This is a genomic window from Kitasatospora sp. NPDC049285 (assembly GCF_040678815.1).
Taxonomy (GTDB): domain Bacteria; phylum Actinomycetota; class Actinomycetes; order Streptomycetales; family Streptomycetaceae; genus Kitasatospora.
This window is the reverse complement of the sequence record NZ_JBFAQR010000114.1, coordinates 1-3840: the sequence shown is the minus strand read 5'-3', so window position 1 is coordinate 3840 and position 3840 is coordinate 1. Positions and strand designations below refer to the sequence as shown.

Sequence of the window (3840 nt, the reverse complement as noted above, 5' to 3'; positions counted from 1 at the left end):
TCGCCCGTCAGCCGCATGTGCCAGCCCTCGAACACCGCGCCCGCCGGGGGGTCGGCCGGAGCTTTTGGCACGGGAATCCTCACGCCGAACACCGTGGTGATGATTCCGGCCTTGACGAGCACCTGGTCCTGCGCGACGCCGAGGGTGTGGGTAAACCATTGCCCGTCGAGGTTGGTGAAGGTGGCCTCGGTGTCGGTCCGCGTGCCCGTGAGCGGCTTGTTCGCGAACCGCTCAGGGTCCCTGTTCGGGAGCTTGACCTGCCTACTGCCGACCGACACGCTGTCTTCATTGGCGATTGTGCGGAACTCGCGGGGAAGGCGTCCGACGAAGGCACCCTTGTCCGTGGGGTCCGGCGGGGAGTAGGTGGGCGGGGTGTACGGCTTCCCGGCCTGCTCGACCGCGCGCCGGTACTTGTATTCTTCGGACGGCTCGTCGTAGGGAATCGGGTCGCCCACGGGTTCGAACGCGTCGCCTCCCGTGACGGAGAGCTGCACCATCCGCCGACCCACCTCGCCGGCCACCCGCACATGCCAGCCCTCGAACACGTCACCCCCACCCTGCCCCGCCGGAGCCTTCGGCAGAGCCACCTGCATGCCGAACACCCTGGTGGACGTGGTACCGGCCGGGATGAACTTCTGGTCGCCGGTGGCCTCCGTGATCTTGGAGTGGAACGGCTGCCCGTCGGGATTGGTGAACCTGACTTGCCCGCCGACCAGCTCGCCCCTCAGCGGCTTGTTCGCGAACCGCTCACGGCCCGTGCGCGGCAGGCTGAACGCGACTCCCTGGAAGATGACCGCGGTCTTGTTGGCGGTCGCGTGGAAGACGGGCTGGAGGCGTCCGCGGAAGGTGACCGGTTTCGCCGGGCCGGGCCCGTCGGCGGCGAGGGGTTGGTGGATTCTGATCGGTTCGGCGTCGTGGTGCGTCACGTCAGGTCCGGACCGGCTGGAGCCGGTGGGGCGGCGCCCGCCTCGTCGTGGCGCGGCGGTGCTTCGCCTGGGGCGGTGTGCGGTTGGGGCTGCGGGTTGGGTTGCGGGCGGGGTGGGGGTGGTGGCGTTGTAGTGGCCGGGCGTGTGGGCGAGGACGGTGTAGTGGTGGTCGGTGGCGAGACGGGTGGCTTGTTCGGAGTCGGGTTGGGTGGTGTCTCCGTCGGGGTGGAGGGCGGTGACGTGTCCGGTGGCGGGGTCGGCGATCAGCAGGCCGCGTTCGAAGTGTCGTGTGTAGAGGTGGGTTGCGGCGGTGCCGAAGGCGTTGTCCCACCGGCGGTCGGCGGTGTGGGTGTCCAGGAGGTCGTCCCAGGCCGGGCCGAGGTTGTCGCGGATGCGTTTCATGAGGCCGTCGTACAGGTCCGGGTGGGCGAGCTGGTCGGCCAGGACGTCCTGTTGCAGGTCGATCGCCTCGAAGAGGTGCGGGTTGTCGGCCAGAAGTTCGGTGAGCAGGTTCGGGCCGGTGGCGAAATCGTTGAAGGCGGCCTTGAACTTCTCCGCCAGGACGTCGCGCAGGTCGGCCGCGCTGCCGTGTTCGGGGTGCATCCGCACCAGCGCGTGGAACAGGCAGTTCCCGTCACCCGACACCGGGTCCACTACCAGGCCCAGCCGCTCCAGCAGCACGCCCGCCCCACCGACCGCCTCCGCCGTCCCCGTGGTGTTCTGTTTCGTTGCGGGTCGGGGGCCGATGGGTCCGCTTCGGGAGGCGGCACGGCCGGCACCTCGGGTCCGTCCGAACTTGGTGGCGCCGTCGAGTGGTTGGAGGGTGTGGGTGGGGTCGGTGGGGTGGGTGGGTTGGTGGTTGGTGTAGCCGGTGGGGAGGTGGTGGTCGGTGTCGCCGTGGGGGGTGAGGTGGCCGCCGCTGAGGGTGGTGTGGGGGGTGTGGTCGGTGTCGCCGCTGTGGGTGTAGGTGCGCCAGAGTGAGTCGGGGCCCAGGACGATCACCGGTTTGCCGTGGGTGTCGATGCCGACGTGGTCGGCGACGATGACCTCGCGGTGGGTGGTGAAGTCGGCTTCGCCGTTCACCATCTTGGGCAGGACCCACACGTCGCCCACGGGCGCCCGGCCGGTGAGCGGGCCGGACACGCCGGGGCGGGGGTTCGCCTGCTGGTGGGCCCACAACGCGCTGAGCGCCGAGGGGACGTGACGCTCCGTCAGCGCGCCGAGGCGGCAGGACAGGAAGTCGATGCGGGTTTTGCCGTCGAGTTTGCCGCTGTCGTGGGCGGCGCGCAGGACGTCGGCGAGTTGTTCGGGGCTGATCGGGGCGCCGGTGTCGCCGATGTGCATCGCGACGGTGTAGGTGTCGTCGCGGTGTGGGAGGTGGTCCAGGGCGTGCTGGTGGCGCTGGTTGGTGGCGGTGGAGTAGGGGCGGGGGTCGCCGATCAGGACGCCGGTGCGGGTCTCGAGGAGGTTGAGGTGGTCGGCGACCGGGGTGTGGTCGAGTGAGATGACGGCGGTCCGGCGGCGGGCGTCGGCGCTCCAGCCGGGGAAGAGTTCGGCGGGGGCTTCGTCGTGTCCGGTCGTGCGGGTGCGGGTGCGGATGGTGGCGTGGGCGGGGCTGTCGAGGCGGTCGAGTTCCTCGGTGAGGCGGCGGTGGAGTTCGTCGGCGACGGCGGTGGCGCGGGCGCGGCCGGTCGCTGCGGCGGTGAGGCGGCCCTCGCCGCTGCCGGTCACGGTGACGACGGGCGGCTGCAGGCCCTGCCGGTGGCGGGCGTCGAGCATGGCGGCGAGGGCCCTGGCGGTCTCGATGATCCGGAGCCGTGTGCCGGGGTCGAGTGTGGTCGAGCCCTTCGCGAAGGAGACTCCGATCGGTGCCGCCACGGCCGGCGACGGTGTGGCGGGGGCGGGGTGGGTCGACCGGTGCGGCAGCCCGACGTCCGCGGACGTGGGCGGCACCTGACGCTCCGCGACGAGGACATGCGGCTGCCGAAGCCCGGCCACCTCCCGCGTGGCGGCGGGCCACCCCTCGACCAGCGGCGGGGCTTCCGGGACCGGCTGCCCGTCGTCGGCGTCGGTGAATGCTTCGCCGATGCGTTCGATGGTGTCGTGCGCCTCCCGGACCTCGGTCGCGTCGAGGGCCGCGGCGCGCTGGTGGGAGACGGTCAGGAGGGTGTCGCGGATGGCGGCGGCGTCGGCGGGGGTGAGGCGCGGGTTGTGTGCGCCGTCCTTCAGGTAGGCGGCGAGGAGGGCGGTGGCGGGGTCGTGTCCGGGTGTGCGGGGGGTCTCGAAGCCCTCGTCGGTCAGGAAGCGCCGCACCTTCGCGACGTCGTCGGGGTGGTTGGCGCCGCCGGGTCCGACCGAGGCGCTCACCTCGAGGCCCATCCGGGTGGCCATGTCCCGGGTGATCGGGGAGTCCAGTGCCTGCCGGTAGCGGCGGGCGATCTCCTGCGCGGTGGCGGCGGGGACCGCGGCCCGCCAGGCCAGCGTGAACTCGGCCGCGTCCGCCGGACGGGTCAGCGACCGCCGCAGGACATTCGCGACGCCGTCGTCGACCAGGCCGAGCACCCGCATCCGGTCCACCACCGACGACAGCTCACGAGCCGTCGCGTCGACGCCCAGGACCCTGCCGCCGGGCAGCACCCCCAGAACATCCGCGAGCCCGGCAGCCGGCTGAACCACCGTCACCCCCTCCACACCCGGCCCCGACACGCCGCCGCGCTCCAACGGCCCGGCACCGTCCCCGGAGACCGCCGACACACCGTCAAGACCACGCGACATGGGGCCACCACCGCCGGAATCCCCCGACACACCGTCAAGACCGTGCGGCACCTGGCCGTCCCCGGAGACCGCCGACACACCGTCAAGACCACGCGGAATATGGTCTGCACCGGTCGGCACCGACACGTCGGCGAGACCG

Annotated in this window: 1 protein-coding gene; it reads right to left on the bottom strand. The window is 72.1% G+C overall.

The features are described 5' to 3' along the window. The coding region (locus AB0K51_RS34195; protein WP_363462108.1) for a hypothetical protein at positions 1 to 3602 on the bottom strand (3602 nt) is incomplete at its 3' end. Positions 3603 to 3840: the final 238 nt, after the last annotated feature.